This window comes from Pseudorhizobium sp. NPDC055634, assembly GCF_053618655.1.
On the sequence record NZ_JBSHHW010000005.1, the window covers coordinates 127,904 to 148,708 of the forward strand.

29 protein-coding genes and 2 pseudogenes are annotated in these 20,805 nt (G+C 66.8%); 8 read left to right on the forward strand and 23 right to left on the reverse strand.

All coding sequences use genetic code 11. The features are described 5' to 3' along the window. Nucleotides 1–39: 39 nt before the first annotated feature. The 5 genes and pseudogenes from ACWGPT_RS10085 to ACWGPT_RS10105 all read right to left on the reverse strand — a co-directional run bounded on the left by ACWGPT_RS10085 (nucleotide 40) and on the right by ACWGPT_RS10105 (nucleotide 3,591). The gene (locus ACWGPT_RS10085) at nucleotides 40–507 is read right to left on the reverse strand and encodes an NlpC/P60 family protein (protein ID WP_452605459.1); all 468 of its coding nucleotides are present in this window, start codon (nucleotides 505–507) and stop codon (nucleotides 40–42) included. Next, entirely contained in the window at nucleotides 504–1,391 is an 888-nt protein-coding gene (locus ACWGPT_RS10090; RefSeq protein WP_452605460.1) for a DUF2163 domain-containing protein, read from the reverse strand. Before ACWGPT_RS10090 ends, ACWGPT_RS10085 begins: the two co-directional genes overlap by 4 nt. Then, nucleotides 1,388–2,025: pseudogene (locus tag ACWGPT_RS10095) on the reverse strand (phage distal tail protein, Rcc01695 family). Before ACWGPT_RS10095 ends, ACWGPT_RS10090 begins: the two are co-directional and overlap by 4 nt. A gap of 168 nt (nucleotides 2,026–2,193) precedes the next feature. Then, the gene (locus ACWGPT_RS10100) at nucleotides 2,194–2,730 is read right to left on the reverse strand and encodes a phage tail tape measure protein (protein WP_452605461.1); all 537 of its coding nucleotides are present in this window, start codon (nucleotides 2,728–2,730) and stop codon (nucleotides 2,194–2,196) included. 165 nt (nucleotides 2,731–2,895) lie between these two features. Beyond that, entirely contained in the window at nucleotides 2,896–3,591 is a 696-nt protein-coding gene (locus ACWGPT_RS10105) for a proteasome protein (RefSeq protein ID WP_452605462.1), read from the reverse strand. Nucleotides 3,592–3,975: 384 nt separating this feature from the next. Here ACWGPT_RS10105 and ACWGPT_RS10110 point away from each other — a divergent pair, with 384 nt between their 5' ends. From ACWGPT_RS10110 to ACWGPT_RS10120, 3 genes are all read left to right on the forward strand, one after another. Continuing rightward, nucleotides 3,976–4,368 carry a RidA family protein gene (locus tag ACWGPT_RS10110; RefSeq protein ID WP_452605463.1) on the forward strand — a complete coding sequence of 131 codons (393 nt, stop codon included), beginning with the start codon at nucleotides 3,976–3,978 and terminating at the stop codon, nucleotides 4,366–4,368. Between the two features lie 261 nt (nucleotides 4,369–4,629). After that, on the forward strand, nucleotides 4,630–5,118 hold the full coding sequence (locus ACWGPT_RS10115; protein ID WP_452605464.1) for an alpha/beta hydrolase family protein: 489 nt from the start codon (nucleotides 4,630–4,632) through the stop codon (nucleotides 5,116–5,118). Nucleotides 5,119–5,198: 80 nt separating this feature from the next. Continuing rightward, nucleotides 5,199–5,540, forward strand: a complete 342-nt coding sequence (locus tag ACWGPT_RS10120) for a hypothetical protein (protein WP_452605465.1) — start codon at nucleotides 5,199–5,201, stop codon at nucleotides 5,538–5,540. A gap of 69 nt (nucleotides 5,541–5,609) precedes the next feature. Here the strand turns inward: ACWGPT_RS10120 and ACWGPT_RS10125 are convergent, their stop codons facing one another. The 14 genes and pseudogenes from ACWGPT_RS10125 to ACWGPT_RS10190 form a co-directional block, all read right to left on the reverse strand. After that, nucleotides 5,610–5,933: a rcc01693 family protein gene (locus ACWGPT_RS10125; RefSeq protein WP_452605466.1), complete on the reverse strand. Its 324-nt coding sequence runs from the start codon at nucleotides 5,931–5,933 to the stop codon at nucleotides 5,610–5,612. Then, complete coding sequence (locus tag ACWGPT_RS10130) at nucleotides 5,923–6,138, reverse strand: rcc01693 family protein (RefSeq protein ID WP_452605467.1); 216 nt, start codon at nucleotides 6,136–6,138, stop codon at nucleotides 5,923–5,925. Before ACWGPT_RS10130 ends, ACWGPT_RS10125 begins: the two co-directional genes overlap by 11 nt. Next, the gene (locus ACWGPT_RS10135; protein ID WP_452605468.1) at nucleotides 6,135–6,515 is read right to left on the reverse strand and encodes a gene transfer agent family protein; all 381 of its coding nucleotides are present in this window, start codon (nucleotides 6,513–6,515) and stop codon (nucleotides 6,135–6,137) included. Before ACWGPT_RS10135 ends, ACWGPT_RS10130 begins: the two co-directional genes overlap by 4 nt. After that, complete coding sequence (locus ACWGPT_RS10140; protein ID WP_452605469.1) at nucleotides 6,515–6,922, reverse strand: phage major tail protein, TP901-1 family; 408 nt, start codon at nucleotides 6,920–6,922, stop codon at nucleotides 6,515–6,517. Before ACWGPT_RS10140 ends, ACWGPT_RS10135 begins: the two co-directional genes overlap by 1 nt. Before the next feature lie 40 nt (nucleotides 6,923–6,962). Further along, nucleotides 6,963–7,376, reverse strand: a complete 414-nt coding sequence (locus tag ACWGPT_RS10145) for a DUF3168 domain-containing protein (RefSeq protein WP_452605470.1) — start codon at nucleotides 7,374–7,376, stop codon at nucleotides 6,963–6,965. After that, nucleotides 7,373–7,708, reverse strand: a complete 336-nt coding sequence (locus ACWGPT_RS10150; protein ID WP_452605471.1) for a phage head closure protein — start codon at nucleotides 7,706–7,708, stop codon at nucleotides 7,373–7,375. Before ACWGPT_RS10150 ends, ACWGPT_RS10145 begins: the two co-directional genes overlap by 4 nt. Next, nucleotides 7,708–8,277 carry a head-tail connector protein gene (locus ACWGPT_RS10155; protein ID WP_452605472.1) on the reverse strand — a complete coding sequence of 190 codons (570 nt, stop codon included), beginning with the start codon at nucleotides 8,275–8,277 and terminating at the stop codon, nucleotides 7,708–7,710. Before ACWGPT_RS10155 ends, ACWGPT_RS10150 begins: the two co-directional genes overlap by 1 nt. Before the next feature lie 501 nt (nucleotides 8,278–8,778). Next, nucleotides 8,779–10,034, reverse strand: a pseudogene (locus ACWGPT_RS10160) (phage major capsid protein). 5 nt (nucleotides 10,035–10,039) lie between these two features. Then, nucleotides 10,040–10,648, reverse strand: a complete 609-nt coding sequence (locus ACWGPT_RS10165; protein WP_452605473.1) for an HK97 family phage prohead protease — start codon at nucleotides 10,646–10,648, stop codon at nucleotides 10,040–10,042. Nucleotides 10,649–10,697: 49 nt separating this feature from the next. Then, entirely contained in the window at nucleotides 10,698–11,015 is a 318-nt protein-coding gene (locus tag ACWGPT_RS10170; protein WP_452605474.1) for a DUF6107 family protein, read from the reverse strand. A gap of 288 nt (nucleotides 11,016–11,303) precedes the next feature. Next, complete coding sequence (locus ACWGPT_RS10175; protein ID WP_452605475.1) at nucleotides 11,304–11,615, reverse strand: type II toxin-antitoxin system RelE/ParE family toxin; 312 nt, start codon at nucleotides 11,613–11,615, stop codon at nucleotides 11,304–11,306. Then, entirely contained in the window at nucleotides 11,612–11,890 is a 279-nt protein-coding gene (locus ACWGPT_RS10180; RefSeq protein ID WP_452605476.1) for a CopG family ribbon-helix-helix protein, read from the reverse strand. Before ACWGPT_RS10180 ends, ACWGPT_RS10175 begins: the two co-directional genes overlap by 4 nt. A gap of 67 nt (nucleotides 11,891–11,957) precedes the next feature. Next, entirely contained in the window at nucleotides 11,958–13,148 is a 1,191-nt protein-coding gene (locus ACWGPT_RS10185) for a phage portal protein (RefSeq protein ID WP_452605478.1), read from the reverse strand. Between the two features lie 20 nt (nucleotides 13,149–13,168). Continuing rightward, the gene (locus ACWGPT_RS10190; RefSeq protein WP_452605479.1) at nucleotides 13,169–13,816 is read right to left on the reverse strand and encodes a hypothetical protein; all 648 of its coding nucleotides are present in this window, start codon (nucleotides 13,814–13,816) and stop codon (nucleotides 13,169–13,171) included. A 202-nt stretch (nucleotides 13,817–14,018) separates the two neighbouring features. On the opposite strand from ACWGPT_RS10190, the gene ACWGPT_RS10195 reads away from it, so the two are divergent. Then, on the forward strand, nucleotides 14,019–14,153 hold the full coding sequence (locus ACWGPT_RS10195; RefSeq protein ID WP_452605480.1) for a hypothetical protein: 135 nt from the start codon (nucleotides 14,019–14,021) through the stop codon (nucleotides 14,151–14,153). A 1-nt stretch (nucleotide 14,154) separates the two neighbouring features. Here ACWGPT_RS10195 and ACWGPT_RS10200 read toward each other — a convergent pair whose 3' ends face one another. After that, nucleotides 14,155–15,429: a DNA-packaging protein gene (locus tag ACWGPT_RS10200; protein ID WP_452605705.1), complete on the reverse strand. Its 1,275-nt coding sequence runs from the start codon at nucleotides 15,427–15,429 to the stop codon at nucleotides 14,155–14,157. Between the two features lie 244 nt (nucleotides 15,430–15,673). After that, complete coding sequence (locus tag ACWGPT_RS10205; protein WP_452605481.1) at nucleotides 15,674–16,432, reverse strand: hypothetical protein; 759 nt, start codon at nucleotides 16,430–16,432, stop codon at nucleotides 15,674–15,676. Nucleotides 16,433–16,944: 512 nt separating this feature from the next. Between ACWGPT_RS10205 and ACWGPT_RS10210 the strand changes: the two genes are divergently transcribed. Further along, nucleotides 16,945–17,232, forward strand: coding sequence for a DUF3892 domain-containing protein (locus tag ACWGPT_RS10210; protein WP_452605482.1), 288 nt, complete (start codon nucleotides 16,945–16,947; stop codon nucleotides 17,230–17,232). Between the two features lie 105 nt (nucleotides 17,233–17,337). Beyond that, the gene (gene glsA, locus ACWGPT_RS10215; RefSeq protein WP_452605483.1) at nucleotides 17,338–18,318 is read left to right on the forward strand and encodes a glutaminase A; all 981 of its coding nucleotides are present in this window, start codon (nucleotides 17,338–17,340) and stop codon (nucleotides 18,316–18,318) included. Nucleotides 18,319–18,343: 25 nt separating this feature from the next. Here glsA and ACWGPT_RS10220 read toward each other — a convergent pair whose 3' ends face one another. Both ACWGPT_RS10220 and ACWGPT_RS10225 read right to left on the reverse strand, forming a co-directional pair. Beyond that, on the reverse strand, nucleotides 18,344–18,577 hold the full coding sequence (locus ACWGPT_RS10220) for a hypothetical protein (protein WP_452605484.1): 234 nt from the start codon (nucleotides 18,575–18,577) through the stop codon (nucleotides 18,344–18,346). Between the two features lie 175 nt (nucleotides 18,578–18,752). Next, nucleotides 18,753–18,989 carry a DUF2798 domain-containing protein gene (locus ACWGPT_RS10225; RefSeq protein ID WP_452605485.1) on the reverse strand — a complete coding sequence of 79 codons (237 nt, stop codon included), beginning with the start codon at nucleotides 18,987–18,989 and terminating at the stop codon, nucleotides 18,753–18,755. 274 nt (nucleotides 18,990–19,263) lie between these two features. Here ACWGPT_RS10225 and ACWGPT_RS10230 point away from each other — a divergent pair, with 274 nt between their 5' ends. Together ACWGPT_RS10230 and ACWGPT_RS10235 are read left to right on the forward strand one after the other, a co-directional pair. Beyond that, complete coding sequence (locus ACWGPT_RS10230) at nucleotides 19,264–19,785, forward strand: (2Fe-2S)-binding protein (RefSeq protein ID WP_452605486.1); 522 nt, start codon at nucleotides 19,264–19,266, stop codon at nucleotides 19,783–19,785. Beyond that, complete coding sequence (locus ACWGPT_RS10235; RefSeq protein ID WP_452605487.1) at nucleotides 19,782–20,801, forward strand: FAD binding domain-containing protein; 1,020 nt, start codon at nucleotides 19,782–19,784, stop codon at nucleotides 20,799–20,801. The genes ACWGPT_RS10230 and ACWGPT_RS10235 overlap by 4 nt, the downstream gene beginning before the upstream one ends. The last annotated feature ends 4 nt before the right edge of the window (nucleotides 20,802–20,805 follow it).

Below are 20,805 nucleotides of genomic sequence, written 5' to 3' on the forward strand. Positions count from 1 at the left end.
GCTCACCACTCCTGCAGTATATCCACGCCCGCGCGGTTTTCAATCAGCGGGCGAAGCGGGAAACCTGTGCACCGCGACGATCCGCCGGCGCCAGGAGGGGACCAGCGTGGAGCGGATCACCGCGGCCTGCTCGTAGGCGTGGATGAAGGCCCCGGGGCCGGCCAGGATGCCGGCGTGCTTGGCGGCGCAATCCGGCCGCCAGCGAAACAGAAGGAGGTCGCCCGGCCCGGCGACCTGAAGAGGCAGCGGCGGGCCGAACAGCCGCAGTCCCGCGTCGAGCAGGCGCTCCTCGCCGCTGCGCTCGGCCCAGTCAGGCGCATAGGCCGGCACCGGTTCCGGCTCGTCGCCGTAAAGATCGCGCCAGATGCCGCGGACGAGGCCGATGCAGTCGCATCCCACCCCCTTGGTCGCGCCCTGGTGCCGGTAGGGCGTGCCGATCCAGCCCTCCGCCAGCGCCACGATCCGCGCACCCTGCACGTTCCCGGACTCGCGCACTGCCTCCCTCATGGAAAGATCGTCCCGCCGTCGTACCGGCCTTCGCCGCCGGCGTAGGAATAGGCGAAGTCGCTGCCCGGCACGTGCGGAAAGCCGCGGAAGTTCAGCTGGTTTTCAAATCGCCCCCGGCAGGTCGCGAATGTCTTGTCGCAGCCGGCCATTACGGTAAAGCCCTGCCCCGGCGCCAGCGCCTCCCCGGGTGCCCCCTCCAGCGGCAGCCAGAAGGAGAACTGCCGCGAACCGTCCGGCATCAGGCGATCGTCCTCGACGTCGATCCGCCGCCCGTCGCCGAGCGTCAGCATGCCGAGGCGGAAGAAGCCGTCCGCAAACCCGTCCAGCCCGCCGACGCGGAGCGTGCTTGCGTCCAGGACTGCGAGCACGCTGCCGCCTGCCTGCCAGGCGGCGGGATCTGCCCTGCACCGCGCGTCGCCGAATACGGCGTCGCAGCGGCGGTTGTAGACCCGCCCCTGCGGCTGGGCGAGACGATGGGCGATGCTGCGCAGCTCGGCGGAAAAGGCGGCACCCGAGCGGGTCACCTCGCCCACTTCCCGCATGTCGAGCAGCATGTGCTCCTCCGGCGCTGCCCAGTTGACGAGATGGCGTTCCACGCGCGCCCCGTCGTATAGCCCTGCCGCGAGATCCTCCTCCGAGATCACCTCGCTGGAAAAGCCGCCCGTCACCGCGTCGACGCTTGCGCCGAGGCCCGCGGCCGCCTCCACCTCGCCGCCCTGGAATCCGCTGGCGGCCAAAAACAGCGTGCCGTCGACGAAGAGGTCTCGGTCGTGGTCGGTGAAGCCCAGCAACGCGCCGTCGCGCCGCGTCACCCGCCAGCAATGGCAGGTCGTGGTGGCGTCGCCCGCAAGATGCGCGGCAAGCCCCGCCGGTATCGTCCTCATGGCAGGATCTCCGTCAGCGGAATGGCCGGAATGCGCCCGGCATCGAAGTGGCTGAGATCGACGTCGATGCGGTCCGTGTCGAAGCGCACCGGAACGTCGAACTCGAAGCCCGCGCGCACCACCGAACCTGCCGCCGGCACGTGGCCGGGCACGAAGGTCACCGTGCCGGCCACGGGATCCACCGCATGGCTTGCCGCCCCCTTCGCGACGCCGTCGACCGAGACCAGCACCGTCCCCTCGACGGGCTTTGCGATCCGCCTCGACCAGCCGGTCGCCGGATCGCCATACCGCTTCGTGAGCCGGAAGGTCGCGGTCGTGCCGTCGCCGGTGCCGATCTCCTGGTCGGCGGCCGAGACCGCCTCGCCTGGCGGGCAGGATTTCCAGTCCAGGGATCGCGGAAGCCGAAGCCGTGCAGCCGCCCGCGCCGCGCCTCGAAGAATTCCAGCACCGCATAGAGATCGGCCACCGACCGGATGCCGGAACCCGCGTCGTAGCTCCGCCGCGAATCCCGCCAGCGGGCATTCCTGTTCTCCCGCCCGTTCGACAGGTTGACGATATCGGTCCGGCGCACCGGGCCGCCGCTCGTTCCGAGCGCAAGGCGCAGCGGAAAGCGGACCTCATGGAAAGCCGTCATGGATTATCCTCGTTCTCATGGGCCGAAAAGTCGGCCTGAAGCGCCTCCGGCAGGGGCCGGTTCCGTTCCCCCGCTGCGGCTTCTACCTTTTGCCGCCATCCCGCCCGCGTCCCGATACGCCGACGGGCATGGCCGGAGACCGACAGCGCTCCCGCCCCGCCCTCGCCGCTAGAGCCCGCGCTGGCCGCGTCCGACGCTCCTCGCCAGCATGGCGGCGATCTGCCCCTCGCTCTTGCGGAAGCTTGCCGCGTCCGTCGCGGTCACGTTGAAGACGATCTGCGTCGCCGCCCCGCCGCCGCCTGCGGCGACGCCGAGCGCCCCGTCCGGCCCGCGCCTCAGCGGCAGGATCGCCTCCGCGCCGGCCTCGCCCATCAGCCCGAGATCGCCGCCCATCGGAAAGAAGCTCGGACTGCGCACGACGCCACCTTGCGCAAATGGCACGACGGAGCCCGCAAAGCCGCCGATCGCATTGCCGAGCGCTCCTTCGAGCGGCTTCAGCGCCGCCGAAAGCGCGATATCAGTCAGCCGGTTGCCGAGCCCGCGCAGCACGTCCTCCAGCCCCTTGCCGCCGACCGTCGCGGAACGCAAAGCCCCCGTGAGTGCCGCCCCGAACCGCTGCGAGCGCGCCTCCAGGTCCCCCATCACCCGCGCAAGCTCCTCCGCCTCGCCGCGCGTATCGGCAAGGGAAATGTCGTCATCTTCCATCGGGATTGCCTTTCGTTGTGGCAAAGGTGGCCGGCTCGCGGACAGTCACGCTCCGTGCGGCCGCGCGCGATCCGGCCTGCAGGCCGGGGCTATAAATTGCGCCTTCCGGTCAGTCTCATATGGCGGCCTCTCCGGAGACGCCGTGCCGCCGGCCACTCGGCCTCGTCAATCGAACAGCCTTGCGATGACGTCCTGTTCAGCTTTCTCCCACTGGCGAACGATCTTGCTCACGTCCTCGATTTCCTTGTCACCGAGGTGGTGAGCCCCTTTCGCATCGATCCGGCACAGGCTGAACGGCTTGCCGACGCTGGCGGAGGTGAGGTCGAGCGCTTGCAGGACCCGCAGCACCGCCGCGCAGCCGAAACGCACCGAGCGTTTCTCCAGACGGAAGTGCGACAGGAGGGAACCGGCCTGCTGGGCCATGGCTGCGCCGCTGCCGATCGCGTGGAAACCGATATCGGCATAGTGCCCGATCATGCCGGAGGGGGTGATTTCGATGATCCAGGGCTCGCCGTCCCGCCATCCCGCCGCCATCACATAGGCCGATGGCGTCCCGCCGTCTTCCTCGCCCGGCACGTCTTCGATGAAGGTCTCGTAGTGATAGCGAAGGATCGGCAGAACCTGCGCCTGCAAGGCCCGGCCGATGTCGGGTGCTTCCAGGATCGCGGCGCTCTTCTCGTTGAAACAGCGCTTCACATCCGTCAGCACGGACCGCGCCCCACTGCCGCCCCAGGCCGCCGTTTCCCCGAGAGGATGAAGCTTCTCGGCCGGATAGGTCATGCCGCGCCCCTTGTCGGTGATCTGGGAGTCGGAGCCGATGACCACTCCATCTTCACATACGGTGGCAAGCACGACAGTCATACAGCATTCCTTTCAGGCTCCAGGTGTCTTGGGCATTCCCGTCGGAGCAGGACCGGATGGCGGCCCCGACATTCATGCCTCGATGATCCGGACAACGCGACCTAACGCCTGCCCGCCCACCTATACGCCTTCGCCCCTCCCGGCGTTCCATTTCGGATTTTTGGCCTGGGTTCCACGCACCATGGGGGGTGAGGATAAGCGTGCGAGGGGTACCGCCCTGGGACGTTCACGGTTCCTGCGTCGGGCCGCGACACTCCGCCGGCTCCGCCGATCGACCTTTAACGCCCCGCCGTGACATCGCGAGTGCCTGGTTTGCGCCAGCAGCGGACGTTGACGGACTGGGTGTGTATCGTCATCCTCAGACGAATAGGATCGAGGACGAATATGAAGCGAATAGCACTCTTTCCCTCCGGACGGACCTCCGCCGACCAAATCAAATTGTCGCCCGGCATCATCTCTGGTGAGCATGTTTTTCTCACGGGCATGACCGGTAGCGGGCCGGACGGCGAAATGCCGAAGAACATCGAGGATCAGTTTCGGCAAGCTTTTGAGAAGATTGGCGCAGTTCTCCGGGAGGCTGGCCTAGGTTTCGATGCCATTGTTGAGATGACGACATATCATGTGGGTCTTCGCGAGCACTTCGATAGGTTCTGCGCAGTCCGTTCGGAGTATGTCTCGGACCCATTTCCCGCTTGGACAGCGGTTGAGGTCGCGGGCCTTCGAAGAGAGGGGGCGGTGGTAGAGATCAAAGTAATTGCATCGCTTATCGGTAGCTGAGAGACGTCTGCTTCGGGCCGGTAGCCGTCATGTCGCGGCTCGTCCGCATTGCGCCATAGAGCGGTCGTTGCTGAATATTCCGATGCATGACAAGTTCCAGTGACTTGACAGCCACGAGGAACGCCGATGAGAGCCCTTTGCAAATTGCCGGCGTTGTTATGCGTTATAGTTCTCACAACGGCCTGGCCTCTGGCTGCAGCCGGCAGTCCTTCCGGCGTGCGGCAGTTCACAACAGCCTCGAAAGAGCGCGGCCGAGACATTATGGTGACCGTCTGGTATCCGGCCGGCCCTGGCGGAAAGAACGTCACTCTCGGGGAGAGTCCGCTCTTTATGGGCACCGAAGCCATGCTCAACGCACCCATCGCCGAAGGTCAGTATCCGGTGGTCCTGCTGTCTCATGGGGCAGGTTTGGCGGGAACTCCGGAAGCTATGAGCTGGATTGCCGTGCCACTGGCTAAACAGGGATACGTCGTGGCAGCGCCCCTTCATCTCGGCAACGGAGGGATCGACAGGTCGGCGACAGAGACGATCAAGCTTTGGCTGAGGCCTCCCGATATCAGCGCAACGTTGGACGTGCTGCAAAGACAGCCGTTCCTGGAAAATCACCTTCAGCTGGGAAGCGTTGGCGTACTTGGCCTCTCGATGGTGGAAGCACCGCCTTGTCGTTGGCGGGAGCCAGGATCGATCCGTCTCGTCTTGCAAAATACTGTGACAACCTTGCTACTAACCCCTCGCTCTGCGGCTGGATGAAGCAAAGCGGCGTTGATCTTCACCAGATGGACGTGACATCCGCTGGCCGGGATAACCGGGATGGCAGGATCACGTTTGCGATGGCGATTGATCCTGCACCTGTCGATGTCTTCGAGATGGCGTCGTTCCAGGAGATTTCGATCCCCGTAGAGATCATAAATCTCGGTCAACCGGACGAGATACCTTCGACGGCCCTCGCCTCTGGTGTGGCAGCAGCAATTCCAGCGGGTCGATACGCAATTCTTACAGACGCAAACCACTTTAGCATGTTTGGAGTTTGTAAGCCGGATGCGCCGACGTTGGCCAAAGCGGACGGCATAGAGGAGCCAATCTGCTCAGATGGTAGTGGGCACACACGCACGAAAGTCCACCAGGAGCTTATTAAGGCCACCAGCGAAGCCCTTCACAAATGGCTCAGATGAAGCGCACGCGAGTAGAAATTGGCAGATTGTTCGGGAAGTTATATGGCAGATAGGGTGAGGGGCAGACGCCTAGCCCCCATCCGGATACCTCCCCATCAGCCCCTCCAGCCCATCCCGCCCCATCTCGGGCGACCTGGGCCGCAGACCGCCGGTCATCGCGAAAAACTCCACGGGCGTCAGGCGCCAGAATACGTCCGGGGTAAGCCGCAGCAGGCAGAGGCCGGCATGCATGACCGCCTCCCAGGGAAAGGGTTGGGCCTCCCGCCTGCCGGGTCCTTCTCCCCGCAGGCGGGGAGAAGGACCCGCGCGACATGCTCGGCGCCCAAGCGGGGCACGTCCCCTCTCCCCGCAGGCGGGGAGAGGGCTAGGGTGAGGGGCAGCCCTAGCCCCCATCCGGATACCTCCCCATCAACCCCTCCAGCCCCTCCCGCCCCATCTCGGACGGACTGGGCCGCAGACCGCCGGTCATCGCGAAAAACTCCACCGGCGTCAGGCGCCAGAATACGTCCGGGGTAAGCCGCAGCAGGCAGAGGCCGGCATGCATGACCGCCTCCCACGGAAACGGCTCCGCCTCCCGCCCGCCGGCTGCGGCCGTCAAGGGTCCGGCGAGGCCGCCTCCTGCGGGGTCCCGAATGTGGCAAGCAGCAGTTCGCCGAGGATTTTCGCGCAGCCGGCGATCCCGCCTTCCACGCTCATCGCCGCCACCTCGTCATCGGAATAGAGGTTGCCGCCGCCGCGAAGCCCGGCGCCGAGGATGCGGATCATGTCGGCCGCCTTCATGCGGCCGGACGAGAAGCGCGCGGCCAGCCCGCCGAGATCGCCGGCACCGAAGGCCGTTTCCAGTTCCGCCAGGCTGCCCAGCGTCAGGCAGAGCACGCGGCGCTCGCCATCGATCACCGCCTCCACCTCGCCGCGCCGCCGGTTTGCGCGTCCCGTGGTCCCCATTCCCGGCCCCATTCCCGTCCCCGTTTCCATCACAGCGCCCCGAAGCTCAGGCTGCCGGCCGATTCCAGCGCCAGCTCGAAGCGCAGCTCGCCGTTGTGGTCGCCGGAATATTCGAGCGCGGTGATCTGGAAAGGGCCCGTCACCGTGCCGAAATCCGGGATCAGCACCTGCCAGGAAAGGATCGTGCCGGCGAAGAAGGCGCCGCGCACCAGCCCGTCGCTCGCCTGGTCCTTGAAGATGCCCGCGCCCGTCAGCGAGGCGCGCTGGACGCCTGCCCCACCCAGAAGCTCGCGCCAGCGCCCGGCGCTCTCGGCATCCGTCACGTCCACCGTCTCGGCATTGAATGCCAGCCGCCTGGAGCGCAGGCCCGCCACCGTCTGGTAGCTGCCGCCATTGCCGATCCTTAGCAGCAGGTCCTTGCCCTTCTGCGCCACCATGGTCCTGGTCCTTTCGAGAGTGCTGGTTGAAATCCATGCGTCATGGAGAGGCGACGGGCTCCGTCACCGCGCGGAACCGCAGTTCCGCAAGGAAGAGCCGCGATCCCGGCTGCCGGCGCGTGCGCGTGCGCTCGTGCGCAAGGCTCACCAGCGCGTGGCCCGCAATGCCGGGTGCCGCATCGTGGAGCAGCGCGCGAACCCGTTCGGCGATCTCGCCCGCCTGCCGGCGGCCTTCCGCCTCGGACCAGACCTCGATCGTCAGCCGGTGTTCCTCCGCCGGCTCGGTTCCGGTCGAATGGTCGCGCGTCTCCACCTCGCCGATGACGATCGCCGGCAGGAGCGGACGCGGCAGGAGACGGTCGCGGATCGCGCCCGGCCCCGTCATCGCCGCAAGCGTCGCGTCGGCGGAAAGCCGCGCATGGATGGCGGCCAGGAGTGCGTTCGCGGCGCTCACTTCGCGGCCTCCTCGCAGTGGCAGACCAGGAAACGGCGCGTCTCGTCGGGGTCGCGCACCAGTTTCACGCGGAAGATCCGGCTTGCCTTGCGCAGGCGCTGCCCGGCCGCCAGGTCCTCGCGGAACCGCAGCCAGACGCGATGGGTGACGGTGCCGGTCCCGGCGGACGCCTCCTCGCCGAAATCCGCCCTCACCGGCTCGATCCGCGCCCAGGCGGAACCGAGCTCCGTCCAGGAAAGGCTCGCGCCGCCCTGCCCGTCGGGCGCCGGCTGCGGCGCCTCGATCGAAAGCCGCGCCGTCATCTCGCCGGGGTCGAGCATGAGCGTCGCCATCAGAGCCTCCGCATCCGGAACGGCGCGACCAGCCGCTCGTAGCCATCGGGAATGCCGGCCGGCTGCCGGTCGGGGGAAATCGCGCCGCGATAGGCGAACATGTGGGCGACATGCATGAGCATGGCCCGCTTCAGCGTGTCCGGCACGTCGGTTCCCGCCTCGCCGTAACCGGCGGCAAAGTCGATCTCGATGCCGTTCATCGCGCGGCCTGGCGGCGGCGGGTGCCGCAGCCAGAGCCTCGCGGGCCTGCCCTCCCCGTCGAGAAGGTGATCGCCCGGCGGCACGTCGAGGGGCGCGCCGGCGTGATCGAAGACCGTGATCGACTGGATTTCCCGCACCGGCGATTTCGCGATCCGCACGATGCCGTCCGCCGGCCAGTCGTCGAGATGGAGCCGCCAGGCCTGCGCCATCAGGCACAGTCCCGTCTCCCGCTCCAGGTGCTCGCGCGCCGTTGCCACCAGAGCGGCCAGCAGCGCATCCTCCTCGCTCCCGTCGAGGCGCAGATGCGCCTTCACCTCGGCAGGCGTCAGCGGCTCCGCGGCAGGCGAAGTGGTCCGGACATAGGTCATGGGCAAGCCTTCAGGGATGATCGGGAGGGACTGCGGCCGTGCCCCCCTCACCAACAAAATCTATGACTTAGCTGCGCTAAGATCATGATTTTGTAACCTCTCCCACCAGGGGAGAGGTAGAATGTCGAGGGTGCGGCAGCGGCATCTCTCCCCTTGTGGGAGAGAAAGCGATTTCCACATCTTAGCCATCGGCTAAGTGTTAGAAATCGCAAGTGAGGGGCCGGCGAACCACCCCGCGATCAGCTCGGGGAAAACCGTAATGGTCCGGGCATAGGTCATGGGTCACTCCGGATAAGGAGAAACTTGAATTGATCCCCTCAACTGCAGTTTCTGACACTTAGCCGACGGCTAAGATGTCGAAATTGCTTCCTCTCCCACATGGAGAGAGGAGCGGCGCGGCGAACTCGGCGGCAACCCTCTCCCCTGGCGGGAGAGGTTACAAAATCATGATCTTAGCGCAGCTAAGTCTTAGATTTTGTTGGTGAGGGGGTAAGAACGCGATCAGCTCGCGGCGAACCGTACCAGCTTGATCGCCTCGAAGTTCTGCACCCCGCCGCCGACGCGCTTGGTCGTGTAGAAGAGCACGTAGGGCTTGGCGGAATAGGGGTCGCGCAGGATGCGCACGCCCGCCCGGTCGACGACCAGGTAGCCGGCGCGGAAATCGCCGAAGGCAACCGCCAGCGCGTTTGCCCCGACATCCGGCATTTCCTCCGCCTCGGCGATCGGGAAGCCCATCAGCGAGGCCGGCTGGCCGGCGCTTGCCGGCGGGCGCCACAGGTAGTTGCCGTCGGCATCCTTGAACTTGCGCACGTCGGCTTGCGTCTTGCGGTTCATCATGAAGGTGCCGTTCTGGCGGTGGCCGGCCTTGAGCGCGTAGATGACGTCGACCAGCGTGTCGGAGGGCCCGGTCGTCTTCCAGGCGCCGGCGGCACCGGTCGCCACGTAGCCGAGATTGCCCCAGGTCCAGGCGCCTTCCGCCACGGCCGTATAGGAGAGGAAGCCCTTCGGCCGGTTGATGCCGTCGCCGCGGATGAAGGCGTCGCCTTCCTGCTCGGCGAAGACGAGGTCCACCTCGCCGGCGATCCAGGCTTCGATGTCGACCGCAGAATCGTCGAGCAGCGCCTGGGTGGCGGCCGGCATGGCGTAGAGTTCCATGGTCGGGAAGGAGAGTTCGGAAAGCTGCGGCGTGTTGGTCTGCGGCCGTCCCGCCGTCTCCGCCACCCAGCCCGTGGAAAGGCCGGAGGCGGCGAACGGCTTCTTCAGGACCGCTGTCGAGACGGTGCGCACAGTGGAAAGCGCCCGCATCGGCGAAGCGATCGAGATCCGCCGGCCGATTTCCGTATCCGTCTCCGGCGGCACGAGATAGCCGCCGTCGGCGCCGGTGCCGGCGGAAAACGCCTTCGCCTCCAGTTCGCGCAGCCCCGCCTCGTCGCCGCGGCGCACATAGGCGTCGAAGGCGGCCTTGTGCTCCTCGGCCTCCGGCGAAAGCTCGCGGCCCCCGCCCGAACCGACCGCCGGGCGCGCCTTCTTCAGGAGCATCTGGTCGATGAGCTTCTTCTGCTCGTCCACCGCCCGGTGATGCGGTCCATCTTGTCGCGGGTCACGACGTCGGCGGTGAGCTTCTGCTCGATCTCGCCCAGCCTGCGGTCGTTGACGTCCTTGAAGGCCTCGAAGGCCTCCATGAACTCGTCGAAGGCCGCCGTCACCGTTTCCGGCACGCCCTTCACCTCGGGCGCCGTCGTCAGCATGTCCGTCATGTCGCTTATCCTTTGAAGCTGGGTTTCAACATCATCTTCGCCGCCCGCCGCATCTGGCGGACGAGTTCGGTTTCCCGGTCGCGGAAGAACCGCGCATGCTTGACGTCGGAGACGCGCGCCGAGGGCAGCATGGGGAAGGTCACCACCGAGATCTCCCAGAGGTCGGCCTCGAGGATGCGCCGGACGCCGCTCTTGCGGTCGGAGCGCGCCCTGACCGTCCGGAAGCCGATCGACAGGCCGTCGAGCGCCCCGGACTTCATCAGCGAGAAGACCTCCGCCGCGCGACCGACGCCGGGCGCCAGCCGTCCCTCGACATAGAGCCCGCGGGCATCCTCGCGGATCAGCGTCCAGGCGCCGATCGGCTCGGCCGGGTCGTGCTGGTAGAGCATGCGCACGCCGCGCGCGCCCCGCTCGACGAGCGAATTGGCAAACGCGCCACGCTCGATCCGGTCCTTGCCGAGATCGACCTCGCCGAACACCGAGGCATAGCCGGAAAACGTCCCGTCGCCGGAAATCCCGGCGATCTCGAGATTGGCGAACTTGCGCGCGTCCGGCCGGAGCATGGGGCGCGAAATGGCGCGCAAGGGGGCGCGGCGCCCGCGATCAGCGTGCATGAAATCTCTCCTGCGATATGTCCGATTTTTCCTGTTGCGGGGCCGGGAGTTATCCCGCCCGCTTTCCCCATCGCCCGGCGACGCGCACCAGCGCGCCGAGCACCCACCAGGCCAGGAGGCTCGATGCCGCCGAGCCGGTGAGCGAAATCTCGAGCCCTGTCAGGTCGTCGGCGATCCCCATGTTCTCGGAAAGCCAGAGACCGGCCGGCTTGCCGAAGATCAGGCCGCAGCAGAGCCCGGTGAAGAAGCGGCTCGCCGCTTCCTGACGGCTCTTGGGCAGAAGATAGATGAGCGATACGCCCGCACCCGCCGCCGCCCCGGCCGCCTTCACCGCCAGGACGCCGGCCTCGTTGCCAAGGTCAGTCATTTGTTAACCTTTTATTCATTAGAGGGAGCGCATAAACAGGAAGAGGGACGCGATGCGTTCCCCCGGCCGCCTTTCCGGCCCCTGCACGAAACAAGATGACGATTGTCCGACCGCTGGCGACAAAGCCGGCGACGACCTGTCCGCATCCCGGCCGCGGCCCGGTGACCGCCGGATTGCCGATTCATTTGAATCGCTTGCACGCGCACCTTCGCGTGTCGATTCCGGTCGTTCACGCAGTGGTTGAACCGCTTACCAATCCGATTCAACGCCTTCACGCATCACGCGAAGTCAGCGGTCCTCGGGCAGGTCCTCGTCCTTCTCGAGGCCAGGCGGCAACTGCCGCCCATGTCGGATATGGGAGATCTGCAGGAGCATCCCTTCGACCCGATAGTGGATCACGTAATCTCCCGAAACGAACCGGCGCCGTCCGTCCAGCAGGCCGTCGGATATTCCCGCCTGCGGATATTCCGAAAGCAGCCGAAGCGCGTCACGCAACTGCCTGAGCACAGTTTCGGCCGCCCTCGGATTGAACTGTTCCAGGTAGCGCTTCTCACCCTTGAGAAAGGTCGCGGCATTCCTGGAAAGCCTGATCCGCATCATGCGGCATCGCTCTCCCGTTCACCGAGGAGTTCCGCAAACAGCTCTTCCGCGTCCACCGTTTCCCCGCGCGCGACCTGCTCCTCCCCCTTGCGGATCTGCAGGATGTCATTGCCCTCCGCCATGAGGTAATATTTGAGAGCCCGCACGATCACCCAGGAGCGGCTGCGGTCGGCAGTCTCGGCAATCGCCTCGACCTCTTCGAGGATGTCGAGCGGCAGTCGAAGGGTGATGGGATCGGAAAGGGTAGGCTTTTCGGGCGTCTTCCTGTCGGCCATGATCGGCACCTTTTGTAATACGACGTATTACAATCCTACTCCCAATACTCCTCTCCCGCAAATCCCCTCAATACCCCACCGCCTGCCGCTTCTCCTCCTCCGTCAGGAACTCCGCCGCGCCCACCCGGGCCCAGAGTGCGTCGCGCTCGGCGGAGAGGCCGGCGATCCGGTCGAGGTCGGGTTCGAGGCGGATCGCCTCGCCGTGCGCCTGCGACAGCCAGGCCGAGAGGCTCGCCGCGGTGCGCACGAGAAGCGGCACCACGGTCAGCCGGTAGAAGGCGCGGTTCGCCTCCTGGTAGTTGGCATAGGTGTTGTCGCCGGGGATGCCCACCAGCATGGGCGGCACGCCGAGCGCCAGCGCAATGTCGCGGGCGGCGGCGTTCTTCGCCTCGATGAAGTCCATGTCCTTCGGCGAAAGCCCCATGGATTTCCAGTCCAGCCCGCCTTCCAGAAGCAGCGGCCGCCCGGCGTTGACGGCACCCGAATAGCCGCTTTCCAGTTCCGCCTTCAGCCGCTCGTACTGGTCGGCGGAAAGGTTGCCGCCATCCTTCGGCTGGTAGACGAGCGCGCCGGAGGGCCGCGCGGAATTGTCGAGAAGCGCCTTGTTCCACTCGCCTGCGGCATTGTGGAGGTCGAGTGCCGCACCCGCCGCCGCCAGCGGCGGAAAGCCGAGATGGTCGTCGAGCGGATGGAAGAGCTTCAGGTGGAGGAGCGAGAGCCGCCCCTCGCCGTCCGCGGGGAGCCGCCGCGTCACCGTGCCCGCCCGGTAGTCGTAGCCCGCCACCCAACCGTCGCGTCCCTCCACCACGCTCACCCGGTCCGGCCGCAGCAGGTGGAGTTCGCGAAGCCGCTCGCCCAGCACCAGCGGCTCCACATAGGCGTTGCCGGAAAGCGAAAGGTCGCCGTAGAGCGCCTCGAAGAAATCGGGCCCGGCCTGGCGCGGATTGGGCTGCGCCAGCAGCGAAAGTACCGGATGGCCGGCGAGTTCCGTATCGTCGCGATAGGCGAGCCAGGGCACGGAGGCGGCCGCTTCCGCCACCAGCCGCACCGCCCGGTGCGCCACCGGGTTGCGCATGAAGCCGGTGCGGGAAAGCGCCGCGTAGGAGCGTCCGGACCAGCGGGCCGTTCCCTCGCCCGAAAGGATGGCAAAGCCGCCCTGCGCCTTCGTTTCCGCGGGCCTCGGCGCGCTTGCGCCGGTCGCACCCGCGCCGGCACCTGCCGCCATCGTCTTCCAGGGCAGCCTGAATGGAGATCTCATCGGTCCTGTCCCTTTGTCCGTCAGCGGTCGAGCGCCCGGGCGAATTCGCGGGCATGTCCCGCCACGAGTTCGGCCCTGTCGCGCCCGTTGATGATCCGTCGGGCGCCGACCCAGTCGGGCCCTTCCGGCCTGCCGGGGCGAAAATAGTCCTCCAGCCGGTGGCCGGTGAAGCTGCCGCGCCGCATGCCGCCGATCAGGATCGCCACGGAGACGTCCATGTCGAGCGCCCGTCCCGGATCGGCGAGAAGGTCGACGCCCGTCAGCTGCGACATCGCCTCGTAGTTCCGCCGGTGGGTGAGTTGCACCAGGCCGCGTCCGAGCCAGCACTTGCCCTCCTCGTCGCGCCGCCAGTAGGGCGTGCGCACCGCCTTCAGCCGGCCTTCGGCAAAGGCCCGGTCGAGCCTGCGTATCGCCTCGGCATCGCTTCTTGCCAGCGTCTCGCGGACCGGCTGCATGGTCGCCGCCGTCTCGTGGAAGGCGGTCGCCAGCACATAGGCAAGCTCCTGCCGCCCGGTTCCGATCCCCGAGCCGGCCCCTGCCCGCGTCCCGCCCCCTGCCCCGTCCCCGGCGCCGTCGTCGCCGGTATGGGCGCCCCAGCCGTCGAGAATGGCCGAAAGCCCGTCCACCTGCCGCTGCGTCAGCCGGCCGCGAAACGGCCTCTGCCGCACGCGCGCAAAAACGCCCGGCGGTCGATACCCCTGGAAACCATGTCGGTTAACTCCGCTGTAGAAAAACCGCACTCTTTCAATCGGTTTAGAAAAACTAAATCGTTTGAACTGCTTAGGGCCGCATTTACAATTCGTTCACGGTGTGGAACCAACTGGTCCACGATACGTTCTGGTCGGCCTTTTCGAGATGGAGATCATGAAGATGCACCCACAAGCTCCGGCCCAGCAGCCCAAGCAGCAGCCGATCCCCCAGGACGTCCTGGACCGTCTTGAATCCGAATGGCGCCAGATGCGCGAGAACGCGGCACCGCCGCAGCGCCTGCAGGCCGCCGAATAATCTAGATCCCCCGCACCCGCGGCTCTTCCTGCCCCTCGATGAGGAGAGCCGTCAGCGCCCAGACCAGCGCGTCCAGCCGGTCGGGCGAGCGGCCCGAGGACAGTCCCTCCGGGCCGAAATCGCACATCTGGTCCTCGAGCTTCGTAAACCGCCCCGCATGCACGACGCGCCGCTGCTCGTAGAGCGCCGCGACCGGCTCGGCGCGGAGATACTTGCCGCGCGTCGCCCTCACCAGCGTCAGCGGCAGCGAAACGTCGACGCTTCTCAGCATCGCCGCCACCATCTCGCCGCCCTGGTTCACCTCGGCGACGATCCGGTCGGCGGCAAAGCGCCGGTAGGTCGAGGCCACCGCGAGCGCCCAGCCGGCCGGCGACTGCCCTTCGACGGAACAGTCGGCCAGAACCACCGCGCGGCCGGTGCCGTCGAGCCCCGCCACGACGATGCCGCAGCAGGACTGCTCGCCGGAGCCGGACGGCGGATCGACCGCAACGACGATGCGCCGCAGCGCGTCGGTCACGCGCACCGTCGAGGTCTCGATGTCGGCGCGCTTCCACAGCGCGTCCTCGCGATCCTCGATCAGCTCGCCGTCGATCTCCTGGCGCCCGAGCCGCGTTCCGCCGTAGCGTTTCTGCAACTCGTCGACGAAGCCCGGCGCCAGGTTCTGCGCATTGGCGCGCGTGTCGATCCGGACGAGCCGCGTGCCCGCCTCGGCCATCAGCCGCTTGAGAAGCGGCACCGGCCGCGGCGTCGTCGTCACCAGCTGGCGCGGGTCGCGGCCAAGCCTCAGGCCGAACTGCAGCATGTCGAAGGTTTCCTCCGCATGCTTCCACTTCGCCAGCTCGTCGCACCAGGCATAGTGGAACTGCGGGCCGCGCAGGCTTTCGGGATCCTCCGAGGAGAAGATCTGCGCCACCGCGCCGTTGCGCCAGACGAGCCGCCGGCGCGAGATCTCGAATTCGGGCCGCTTGTCCGCACGGGCAATCCGGAAGATGCCGGAAACGCCGTCCACCATCACCTCGCGGGCCTCGCCCAGCGTTTCCGCCACGAGCGCGATCCGCAGGTCCGACCTCACGCCATCAGAAGCCAGCGCCTGCACCCATTCCGCCCCGGCCCGGGTTTTGCCGGAGCCGCGCCCGCCCATGACCAGCCATGTCCGCCAGTCGCCCTCGGGCGGCTTCTGCTCGCCGCGTCCGGAAATGCCCCAATCCCTTGCGAGCGGGCAAACATGCCCGGCCGCAACCAGCAGGCCGTCGAGATCGACGTCATCGCCCGGCATGGCCACATGTCCGGTCATCGAGATGATCGCCGGCGCGGCCGGCGGCGTCACTTGCCCCGTCATCGGCCCGCCAACCGGCCCAGTCGCCGGCTTTGCCGCCGGGGCCAGGTGGCTTGCCGCCCTGTCGAGGATGCGCGTCTCGCTGGCGCACTCCGCCTCATGCCTCCGGTCGATCCCCGCCATCTGGCTTGCATGCCCTTTGCGCGTCTCGTTGTACCGCCCCGTCACACGCTTGGTCAGGGCGTCATCCGGGCGACTGCTCGCCGGGTTTGCCCCGGTCGTCAGGCTGGCCCCGGTCGATCTGTTCGCTCCGGACGATCTGTTCGCCCCGATCGTCCGGCCCGCCGGCGTCGCCCGGGCTGCCGAGGTTTTCGAGGGTCCCCGATCCGCCTGCACGACGTCCGGCGGCCGCCACGAGCTCGGAAAGGTCAGCCGGTGGACCGTCACGCTGCCAGCTGTGAAATAGTAAGGCCGCTTCTTCACGCACCCGCTCCTTGATATGTCTCAGGAGCCGTTCCTTCGCCTCCCCGTATCCGCTCGCGTCGGCGGTGCGCTCCGCCTCGTCCGCACGGTCGCGGGCGAGCTGGCGTTGCAGGCTGTCGACCTTTTCCAGCGTCCGGACGATCAGCGACATGGCGTCGGTGGCGGCCTTGATGTCGGCACGGGCAAGCTTGCCCGCCGCCTCGTCGCCGCTGTCGAGCAGCCGTTCGGCGGCGACCCGCATGTCGCGAAATCCCTCGAACTGGCTGCGCATCTCCACGGTCATCTCGTTCAGGAGCCGCCGCAGCTCTTCGGAGGCGGAAACAGGCACCGCCTCGGCCGACTTCGTCTCCAGCACCAGACCCCGCACCTCGTCTGCCAGCGGATCGTCCGCAGGCATCGCGACGCGATAGCCGGGTGCTGCCTCCCAGCAGCCGAACAGCGCAAGGTCGACCGCCAGCGGATCGAAGACGGCCCTGGATCGATCCGGAGAAACGGCGGGAGAATGATCGAGCGCTTGCATGGCAGATCCCGGGGTCCACGCGCCGGCGCCTCCGAGCCCGAAAAGGGCCCGCAGCGAGAAACATCCGGCGTCTGAACGAAAAAAGGCCCGGCGCAGGGGGGCCGGGCCAGCTTTGACTGGAAGGCCTGCAACCGGCTTGCCGCCGGCTACAGATCTTCGACTATGCCTGAACCCTACCAGACGACCGTAACGCCGTCAAGGATTAAATTCCTATCACGCGGATTTTATGGGAGGGGCTGTGTTCGTTGGTACGCAACGCCACTTCCGGAGAGACGGGAATTCTCTAAACTTTTGCACCGCAGGTTGTGGAAAACGGGGAGAGGAAAGACTCCCTCAGTGGCATTCGTTGCTTTCAGAAAGGAATCAGATGCGAATAGGGGTGACGAACGAAGTTGGAATTCGCCGTCACCCCTGCAACCAAGCCAAATGGCGGCTCGATATGAACAAGCTGACTTTTAATCTCCGGATGAGTCTCGTCAAGCCACTGCTTTGGCAAAACGAGGACAGAAGAAATGCCCAATACAGCGCAGATAAAATGCATCAATAGGAACCCGCGACTGGATCCATATCACGCAATTACTCACGTAGGCGGCTCTACGCCCAGCGCGTGGAAGCTGACATTGGACGACGCCATTCGGAAAATCGAACGGAATGAATGGAACTTCTATGTCGAGAGGCCCCAAGGAGATCGTGTTTGGGTCGAAGTGGCTGTCTCGCGTTACGGAAACAAATATCTGAAGACGCAAAGCGACGGGGACGAGCCAAACAACCTTCTAAACCTGCCCGAGTGCCCCAATTAGGCATGGACTGAGGCCGGGCGACAGCCGTCGCCCGGCCTCCCCCAACCCTACCCCCTCCCCCAGCCTGCCCTAAATGCCCGCCCGAAAACGAAAGGCGGGCATGGCATGAGCGGTCTCTTGGAGGATACGAAGGCGTTGAAGGCGGTGCTGGAAGAGGTGGTCGAGGATGTCCGCAGGGCCGCGCCCGGCCTCCATGAAAAGGCGGTCGCAGAGGCGGAGGCGGCTGGCAAGCCGAAGCCGCGCGAGGGCGACTTCCGGAAGTTCGGCATCGCGGTCCATACCCGCATGGGCGAGCTCGTCTCCGCCGGCAATGCCGGGGCCGGCTTTCCGATCCAGTCGATCTCCAAGGTGTTTGCGCTCGAGGTGGCGCTGGAGGCGGTCGGGGAAGGCCTCTGGAAGCGGATCGGCCGCGAGCCGTCGGGCGACCCCTTCAACTCGATCATCGACCTGGAGCGCAACCGCGGCATCCCGCGCAATCCCTTCATCAATGCCGGCGCGCTGGTGGTCTGCGACATCCTCGTCGGGCTCGGCGGCAGGGCCGGGCCGAACCGCCACGTGGCGCGGCGCCTGGAAAGGCTTCTCGGCGGCGAGACGCTCGAATTCGACGAGACCGTGATGGAAAGCGACCGCACCGGCGGCGATCTCAACCGCTCGCTGATGTTCATGGCCCGCCATTTCGGCAATCTCGAGCATGACGTCGACAGGGTGATGGAGGCCTATGTGCACCAGTGCGCCATCCGGCTCGATTGCCGGGGGCTTGCCCGGGCGGGCGCCTTCCTGATGCTGGACGATCCCGACGACGGCGACGAGGTCACGGTCGCCGCCGCCCGGCGGGCCCGGCGCATCCTCGCGGTGATGATGCTCTGCGGCCAGTATGACGGCTCGGGCGATTTCGCCTATCGCGTCGGGCTGCCGGCCAAATCCGGCGTCGGCGGCGGCATCCTGGCGATCGCGCCGCACCGGGCCTCGATCGCCGCATGGTCGCCGGCGCTCGATCCGATGGGCAACAGCTGGCTCGGAACGCTCGGGCTGGAACTCCTGTCGAAGAGGACCGACTGGTCCGTCTTCGGCCGCGCAAGGCATTGAACGGTAACGCGTTTCAGGCTCTCGCCTACCACTCGTCGTGGTCCCGTTCGCGCCGGCGCCGCTCCTCCTCCGAAGGGTTGCGCGGGGTCAGCACCTTCTTCAGGTCGATGCCCGAAAGCTCGTCGCTCACCAGGAGATAGAGGAGGTAGATGGAGACGGCGGCCATCCAGAACCCGGTCCATCCGCCGACGCGAAGGCCGGTGCCGATGGCAAGCTGCAGCGCGATGAAGGCCAGCGCGCAAAATCCGATTTGGCTCAATCGAAGCATCTCGGTCACCATGTTCGCAGGAGGGTGATGCCGCAGAAAAACACTATACTAAAGTCTAGGTTCCGTGGAAAGCGCCGCGAACAGGGGGAAAGCGCCGGGTCGGGACGATCCCGCGCCCCGTGTCCGTGGCCCCGCCGGGAGGCCACGGGGACCAGCGGGAAGCCGGTCAGGCAGCCTTCCGGCCGAGCGCCCGGATGCGGAATGCGAGGCCGAAGGCGACCTTGCCGACGATGATCGACAGCACGAAGGCGATCGGCCAGGCGGTCAGGAAGTTCTGCATCCATATCCCCAGCGGACGGGCGGAAATCCCAAGCTCGATCAGGCTGAATATTCCGGTCATCAGGAAGGCCATGGTCATGGAAATGAGGAACTGGGCGATGAGGACGGTTTTCGTGTCGGCCATAAAATTCTCCGTGGGGCGCGTGTGCGGGGAACGGAGAATGGCGGCGTCGAAGAACCCGCCATAGCACCATTTCCCCGTTGAGGGTGGTGCCGCGGGTTCGCGGGCCGGGCCGCGACTGGATCCCGCTTTCGCGGGGGCCGGAATAACCAAACCGGCCTCTTAATCTTTTCGACGGGCGGTGAATGCCGCTTGCCGCCGCCAGTGTCAACCCGCCACAGGAACAATCGGCCAAGCCCTCCGTTAGTCGGCGACACTTCTCGCGAAAGGGCTCTCCATGGACATCGCCACGGCCGGCGCGCAGCCGAAGACGAGGATCGCGCTGACGATCAACGGCCATCGCCAGGACCTCGAAATCCACCCATGGGTCACGCTGCTCGACCTTCTGCGCGGGCCCATGGTGCTCACCGGCACCAAGAAGGGCTGCGACCACGGCCAGTGCGGCGCCTGCACGGTCCTCATCGGCGGCGAGCGCATCAATTCCTGCCTGAAATTCGCCGTCACCCTCGACGGCGCCGAGATCACCACGATCGAGGGCCTCGGCACGCCGGAAAACCTGCACCCGGTGCAGAAGGCCTTCGTGGAGCACGACGCCTACCAGTGCGGCTATTGCACGCCGGGGCAGATCTGTTCCGCCGTGGCCCTGCTGCGGGAGGGTCACGCCAGGAGCCGGGCCGAGATCCGCGAGATGATGAGCGGCAATCTCTGTCGCTGCGGCGCCTATACCAACATTGCCGATGCCATCCAGGACGTCATGGACCAGGAGGTGAAGGCCGGGATGCGGGAGGCTGCCGAATGAGACCGTTCGCCTATACCCGCGCCGAGAGCCTCGGCGAGGCCGTGCAGGCGCTCGCCGCCGATCCCGACGCCCGCGTGCTTGCCGGCGGCACCAACCTCGTCGACCTGATGAAATACGACGTCGAGCGGCCGGCGCGGATCGTCGACATCAACCGGCTGCCGCTGCGCGAGATCGAGGACCTTCCGGACGGCACGCTGCGGATCGGCGCGCTCGCCTCCAATGCCGCGGTCGCCTATCATCCGGCGGTCGTCGAGCGCTATCCGCTGCTTGCCAGCGCCATCCTCGCCGGCGCCTCGCCGCAGCTCAGGAACGCCGCCACCACGGGCGGAAACCTCCTGCAGCGCACCCGCTGCTATTACTTCTACGACCCCTCGACGCCCTGCAACAAGCGGGAGCCCGGCTCCGGCTGCGGCGCGATCGGCGGCGTCAACCGCATCCATGCCGTCCTCGGCGCAAGCGAGCACTGCATCGCCACCCACCCGTCCGACATGTGCGTGGCGCTTGCGGCGCTTTCCGCCATCGTCGAGGTCGAGGGACCGGGGGGCCGCCGCGACATCCACTTCGCCGACTTCCACCGCCTGCCCGGCGACCAGCCGCAGCGGGACAATACCCTGCATCACGGCGAGATCGTCGTCGCCGTGCGGCTCGAAGGAAACCACTTCGCACGGCACCACAGCTACCTGAAACTGCGCGACCGGCTCGCCTACGCCTTCGCCCTCGTCTCGGTCGCCGCGGCCCTCGACGTCGGCGACGACGGCACGGTGGTCGATATGCGGGTGGCGCTTGGCGGGGTCGCCCACAAGCCCTGGCGCGACGAGCTGGCGGAGGCGGAATTTGCCGGCCGGGCGGCAAGCGCCGAGACCTTCGAGGCCTTCGCCGACCGGCTCCTCGCCGAGGCCGAGGGCCAGGGCGACAACGACTTCAAGATCCCCATGGCCCGCAAGGCGATCGTGCGCGCCCTCATCCAGGCCGCGGCCGGCACGCCGCAGGTCCAGTCAGACAAGCGCATCCGCTGAGGGA

Coding starts and splice junctions, on each gene's coding strand:
- ACWGPT_RS10210 (WP_452605482.1), top strand. CDS start 16,945: ATGCCCAATACAGCGCAGATAAAATGCATCAATAGGAACCCGCGACTG.
- ACWGPT_RS10165 (WP_452605473.1), bottom strand. CDS start 10,648: ATGCACGCTGATCGCGGGCGCCGCGCCCCCTTGCGCGCCATTTCGCGC.
- ACWGPT_RS10205 (WP_452605481.1), bottom strand. CDS start 16,432: ATGCAAGCGCTCGATCATTCTCCCGCCGTTTCTCCGGATCGATCCAGG.
- ACWGPT_RS10235 (WP_452605487.1), top strand. CDS start 19,782: ATGAGACCGTTCGCCTATACCCGCGCCGAGAGCCTCGGCGAGGCCGTG.
- ACWGPT_RS10150 (WP_452605471.1), bottom strand. CDS start 7,708: ATGGCGACGCTCATGCTCGACCCCGGCGAGATGACGGCGCGGCTTTCG.
- ACWGPT_RS10180 (WP_452605476.1), bottom strand. CDS start 11,890: ATGGCCGACAGGAAGACGCCCGAAAAGCCTACCCTTTCCGATCCCATC.
- ACWGPT_RS10090 (WP_452605460.1), bottom strand. CDS start 1,391: ATGAGGACGATACCGGCGGGGCTTGCCGCGCATCTTGCGGGCGACGCC.
- ACWGPT_RS10110 (WP_452605463.1), top strand. CDS start 3,976: ATGAAGCGAATAGCACTCTTTCCCTCCGGACGGACCTCCGCCGACCAA.
- ACWGPT_RS10185 (WP_452605478.1), bottom strand. CDS start 13,148: ATGAGATCTCCATTCAGGCTGCCCTGGAAGACGATGGCGGCAGGTGCC.
- ACWGPT_RS10120 (WP_452605465.1), top strand. CDS start 5,199: ATGGCGATTGATCCTGCACCTGTCGATGTCTTCGAGATGGCGTCGTTC.
- ACWGPT_RS10105 (WP_452605462.1), bottom strand. CDS start 3,591: ATGACTGTCGTGCTTGCCACCGTATGTGAAGATGGAGTGGTCATCGGC.
- ACWGPT_RS10140 (WP_452605469.1), bottom strand. CDS start 6,922: ATGGTGGCGCAGAAGGGCAAGGACCTGCTGCTAAGGATCGGCAATGGC.
- ACWGPT_RS10155 (WP_452605472.1), bottom strand. CDS start 8,277: ATGACCTATGTCCGGACCACTTCGCCTGCCGCGGAGCCGCTGACGCCT.
- ACWGPT_RS10085 (WP_452605459.1), bottom strand. CDS start 507: ATGAGGGAGGCAGTGCGCGAGTCCGGGAACGTGCAGGGTGCGCGGATC.
- ACWGPT_RS10115 (WP_452605464.1), top strand. CDS start 4,630: ATGGTGACCGTCTGGTATCCGGCCGGCCCTGGCGGAAAGAACGTCACT.
- glsA (WP_452605483.1), top strand. CDS start 17,338: ATGAGCGGTCTCTTGGAGGATACGAAGGCGTTGAAGGCGGTGCTGGAA.
- ACWGPT_RS10170 (WP_452605474.1), bottom strand. CDS start 11,015: ATGACTGACCTTGGCAACGAGGCCGGCGTCCTGGCGGTGAAGGCGGCC.
- ACWGPT_RS10135 (WP_452605468.1), bottom strand. CDS start 6,515: ATGGAAACGGGGACGGGAATGGGGCCGGGAATGGGGACCACGGGACGC.
- ACWGPT_RS10230 (WP_452605486.1), top strand. CDS start 19,264: ATGGACATCGCCACGGCCGGCGCGCAGCCGAAGACGAGGATCGCGCTG.
- ACWGPT_RS10200 (WP_452605705.1), bottom strand. CDS start 15,429: ATGCCGGGCGATGACGTCGATCTCGACGGCCTGCTGGTTGCGGCCGGG.
- ACWGPT_RS10195 (WP_452605480.1), top strand. CDS start 14,019: ATGCACCCACAAGCTCCGGCCCAGCAGCCCAAGCAGCAGCCGATCCCC.
- ACWGPT_RS10100 (WP_452605461.1), bottom strand. CDS start 2,730: ATGGAAGATGACGACATTTCCCTTGCCGATACGCGCGGCGAGGCGGAG.
- ACWGPT_RS10175 (WP_452605475.1), bottom strand. CDS start 11,615: ATGATGCGGATCAGGCTTTCCAGGAATGCCGCGACCTTTCTCAAGGGT.
- ACWGPT_RS10225 (WP_452605485.1), bottom strand. CDS start 18,989: ATGGCCGACACGAAAACCGTCCTCATCGCCCAGTTCCTCATTTCCATG.
- ACWGPT_RS10125 (WP_452605466.1), bottom strand. CDS start 5,933: ATGGGGGCTAGGGCTGCCCCTCACCCTAGCCCTCTCCCCGCCTGCGGG.